We start from the raw sequence: 4,785 nt of genomic DNA, 5'->3' as shown, positions 1-4,785 counted from the left end.
GCTTCTCAAGAGTGTGCGACCCATGTTCGGGTTCCTGGAACGCTTGTTTGCTGATGGCGCCTCCAGCGGCCCACAAACCGCCGCGGCCGCGAAACGGACCGGTCAGGTGGTTCTGGAAATCATCTAACGCTCAGATGCCGCCAAAGACTTCGTCGTTGTCGCGAAGCGCTGGATTGTTGAGAGAACCTTTGGCTGGTTGGGCCGCTGCCGTCGGCTCGCCAAGGACGTGGAGAACCTCACCCGCACGCAGCTGGCTTTCGTGCAACTCGCCATGATCCGCCTCATGACCCGCAGGATCGCAAGGCTTTGTCAAAGCTCATGAACAACTCGGACCGACTCTAAGAGGCTTTTCGCCCGACCTCGACGGACAAAGAACGGACTCGCCTGTTCCTTTTACGATGGTTTCGCCTTCCGTCCAGGACGCGCATTCGCCCGTCAGGACGACGACGGTCTCATCCTCCCGCTCGTGAACATAACGCGGAGCACCACTGCCGGCCGGGCCCAGGCTGTCCACGATGGATATTGCGCCATCTGATTCCACGGCAGGAAGGATCGCCCTGTAGCGGTCGCCCAGCAACTCGATGTTACCCAGGCTCGACAGCTCCTCATGCATCGTATTCTCCTCTCCTGCCGTAGGGGCTCGTCTTGGGCGGTCGATCAAGCCCTCAAGCTGCAAACATGCATCCTCCGCACCAGTAATGACCCGGTCGAGGCTGTCGGAGGCTCGTCGGCTCAGGACAGGGAGTTCAGCAAATCCCGCGCCTCCTTCAGGTCTGGCAGAGTCAAGCCGTCACGGAACCCGTCACACACCGGACGCAGCAGATCGCATGCCTTCTCGCGCTCGCCACCCTGCGCCCACAGCCTGGCGAGGTCGGTAGCAACCCTCAACTCCAGGAGCCTCGCGGTTTGCCGGCGAGCGGTTTCCCGGGCCAGCAAGAGACTTCCCTCCACCTCTTGAGCCGGAGCCCCCTGGGTGCGCAGCAAGGCGGCGTGCAGGCGCTGCAATTCAGCCAGCATGTACTGCTCGCCATAGGCTTCGCCGTGCCGGCATGCCGCCGAGAGATGCGCGAGGGCCTCGTTCGGGCGGCCCGACAACAGATATCCTTGAGCCAGGTAACACCCGATCCGGCTCGAATGCAGGACCGCCCCGGTCGCATGCAGGCGGCGCAGGCTGTCCTCCAGCAAAGCCAGACCCTCGCGATACTCGCCGAGCTGGCACAGCGCCCAGCCGCGGATCTCCTGGGCGAAGGCGATCCACTGCGGCAGGCGATGCTCCCGGGAAACCTGGATCGCCTCGGCCCCGAGCCTTTCGGCCACGCTCGCATTGCGCCCGAAGTTATGGGCATTGCCCGTCGAAACGAGCGCCCAGGCAAGCGTATGGGGATTGTTGCGCGCGCGCGCCCTCACAAGCCCCTCCTCGGCAATCCGGGCCGCCTCTTCGGGAAAGCCGAGCAGGCTGTGAACGGCTCCGCGGTAGAGGCGGCAGACGATCTGCGGCTGCTCGCCGTAGATCTTGAACTCGGCGTCCGTCAGGCTGTCGGCCAGCCCGGCGCCGCGCTCCAGCAACTGATCCGCTTCGCTCTGCTCGCCGGAGATGAACAGCGAGTACCCGAGAGCCCGGCAGGCGATCGCCAGGCGCGCCACGTCACCGTCCTGGGTTGCGAGGGAGAAGAGTTGGCGTGCCAGATCGACGGTCATCGGCACCGGCCGCCGCATGAGGCAGGAATTCCAGACCACCCGATGAGCCGCAAAGCGGCCGGGCCATTCCCCGAGACCGGCCCCGAGATCTTTGGCCCGCATGGCGCAGGCCTCCACGAGCGGCGAGCCGAATCCATGGACCGCGATCAGGGGCACCACCTGGGCGAGCCGCAGGTCGGCCTCGAGGCGGTCGCGCTGAGGGGAGGGCGCAAGCTTCTCCACCAGGTCGAGGGCCCGTTGGAAATGGCCAATGGCCTCGTGGTTCGCGAAGCGGGCCGCGCTCCGCTCGCCGGCACGCCGCCAGGACTCGATCGCCGGCTCGGTCAGTCCGGCTTCGGTGCGGTGCCGGGCCAGCAGCTCCGGCTGGCTTTCCACGAGTGAGGGGAACCGATCCTCCAGGACCTGCGCGATGCGCCGGTGCGTGTACTCACGCCGGCTCTTCAGCAGGGATTGGTGGGCCGCATCGCGCAGGAGAGCATGCTTGAACGTGTAGCTCGCGGCAGGCGGGGCTCCCTGGCCGAACACCAGCTCGGCTGCCGCGAGTTGGTCGAGGGCATCGCGCAACTCGGCTTCGGGTACCGTGATGACGGCGGCGAGGAGCTCATAGGTGAATTCCCGGCCGATGCAGGCAGCAGTTTGCGCGACCTCCTTGACGGGACGGAGCCGATCAAGGCGTGCCATGAGGGAGTCATGCAGGGATGAGGGGACCGCAAGCGCAGGCAAGGGTGTGTCGGCCACGTAGGCCGTGTCGGTTCGGCGCAGCAGACCCGACTCCAGAACGGTGCGGGTGAGCTCCTCGAGAAACAGGGGCACACCATCCGTCTTGGCGAGCAGTTCCGTCATGACCTCATCGGGCACGGCCCTTCCGCCGGCAACACCCTCGATGATCGTCTTTGCATCCTGGCTGCGAAGCCGGTTCAGCGTGAGCCACGTCACGTGCTGGTGGCGACTGAAGCTGGGCTGGAAACTTGGCCGACCCGTGACGAGCATGAGCACGCGCGTCTGAGGGATGCGGCTGAGGATCAGCTCGATCAACTCCAGCGTCGTCGGGTCGACCCAGTGCGCATCCTCGATCCGCAGCACCACCGGCTGCTCGGCCGCCAGCCTGAGGAACTGGCCGGCGAGGATCTCGAGTGTCCGTGTTCGCCGCTGCTGGGGAGTCAGGTCGGGATGCCGATGCCGCACGGAGGTGTCCAGGCCGAGCAGCCAGGACGCATCACCCGTGGTCACGCCCGCGAATGCGACCGCCAGCGCATGGATCAGAAAGAGGTGCGCGACATAGTAGAAGAACGGCACTTTCCCGAAGGTGATGAACCAACCCGCCAAGCGCCCCTGCGCCCGCTCGAAAGCAGCGAGCAGAATGAGCCCCGGACCGAGAGTCATCATGAGGTAGAGCAGCGACGGTGGGTATTTCTCGCAGTTCAGGAACGACAGCACGGTCGCGAGCATGCTCTCCTGGACTGTCCAGGGTGCCGGATCCCCGTAGACGTTCGTGGACCGCAGAACTACGAACCCGACCGTGATCCCTGCGCCGAACCCCATCAGCCGGCGTGTGCGGGTCACGCGATCCTCCTTGAACAGCGGCCCGAGTGCGTAGCCTGTTGCCATGACGCCGGCCCATGGAATGAGCGGGTAGAGCGCGAGCAGCGTGTTGTCGCCGCCAAGGCGAAAGAGCTTCGGCACATGCAGGACGTTCCAAATCCAGCCGGCGGCCCCAAACTGCTCCGCCCGAACACCGTCGAAAAGGTTGTGACCGGCGATGAGGGCAAGCCCGAATCCGGCAATGCAGCCATGCGGCAGATAGACCAACCCCGAGAGGACCACCATTGAGGCGCCGATCACCCAAATCACCTGGGTGATGAAGAAGCCGGAGCCGAGATCGAAGGTCCACCCGACGTGAACCAGGGTGAATTCCATCAGCATCAGCCACAGGCCGCGGGTGAACAGATAGCGGCTTACCTCCAGCACGGTGTGGTCGCGCGATCCGTACAGCCAGGCGGATACGCCAGCGAGCAAGATGAAGACGGGTGCACAGAAATGGGTGATCCAGCGGGTCAGGAACAGCGCGGGTTCGGCGACGTCCCGTGGGTTCATGCCACTCGGGCCGAAGAAGTCGCGGGTGTGATCCAGCGCCATGAGCACCATCACGAGCCCGCGCAGGAGATCAATGGAGGCAAGACGGGACCGGACGGCGGCTGAAGGAGATGCAGGGTGGACCGGCAGTACGGCGTTGAGCCGGAGCGATGAGGGGCTGAGCTGATCCGGCGAGAAGGCCATGACGTACCTCGCGACCCTGTTGTTCAGTGCTTGGGACCCGGAGCAACACGATTGCTTCCCCGTTCCGGAAGGCTGGTCGACCCGACCTCCTGGTTGTGACACGACACACCGGCTCGATCTGTGTCTGACATCACGGCTCAGGAACGCTGACGACGAGCTGGCAAGCTCAGGGGAGAGGTGCTGCCCTCGCCAGGATTGAGGGCAGCACAAGCCGGCACGGTCCGACAGATCAAATCCCGACTTTCACAAATCAGTTCACGGCTGCGAACGCCCGATCACGCGAAACCAGCGGACCTCTACACGGCCGCTGAGGGACTTGGCTTGTCCCGTTGCGGACATTCGGCAACGGGTAGCGTCGTGCCCGCAACAGACGTCGCGACGCGCCAGGGCAGCCGAGACGGCTCGGGGCATCGGTCGGCCCTTGATGACCAGTCGAGCACCCATCAGCGATTTGAGCCAAGATGGCAACACGGTTGAGCCCTGACCCTGGATAATCATCTGGAGGCGCACGTGGACGTCGCAGCCTGGCTCAAGACCATCGGGCTGGAGCGGTAAGAACAAACGTTCCGATAATCTGATTAATGCCATCCCCAGACCCGCAATCATGCAGTAAGCTCTCAATGCGCCTGGTTCAAAATTCCGGTCAGGTTATAGACGTCTTGCCCCGCGGGCGCCGCCCACGCAAAGCACCTAGAGCTCTATTTCAAGTGATGTGACGGACGCCTTCGGAAAACTCCAGGTGACTACGCCGGCATTCACCGGAACGCGGTGATCCTTCACCTTGAAGATGTCCAAAGCCGTCGTGTCTAT

General features: G+C 64.2%; 2 protein-coding genes and 1 pseudogene. 1 reads left to right on the top strand and 2 read right to left on the bottom strand.

The window, feature by feature from the left end:
* A pseudogene (locus tag BN1233_RS50310) lies at positions 1-322 on the top strand (transposase); the annotation flags it as partial.
* Here BN1233_RS50310 and BN1233_RS39135 read toward each other — a convergent pair.
* Positions 317-613: a cupin domain-containing protein gene (locus tag BN1233_RS39135; protein ID WP_052764116.1), complete on the bottom strand. Its 297-nt coding sequence runs from the start codon at positions 611-613 to the stop codon at positions 317-319. The pseudogene BN1233_RS50310 and the gene BN1233_RS39135 sit on opposite strands and share 6 nt — an antisense overlap.
* Before the next feature lie 119 nt (positions 614-732).
* Positions 733-3,975 carry a heparan-alpha-glucosaminide N-acetyltransferase domain-containing protein gene (locus BN1233_RS39130; protein ID WP_046869086.1) on the bottom strand — a complete coding sequence of 1,081 codons (3,243 nt, stop codon included), beginning with the start codon at positions 3,973-3,975 and terminating at the stop codon, positions 733-735.
* Between the last annotated feature and the right edge of the window lie 810 nt (positions 3,976-4,785).

It is taken from the genome of Microvirga massiliensis, from assembly GCF_001006805.1.
GTDB classification, from domain to species: domain Bacteria; phylum Pseudomonadota; class Alphaproteobacteria; order Rhizobiales; family Beijerinckiaceae; genus Microvirga; species Microvirga massiliensis.
This window is presented reverse-complemented; position numbering and strand designations above follow the sequence as displayed.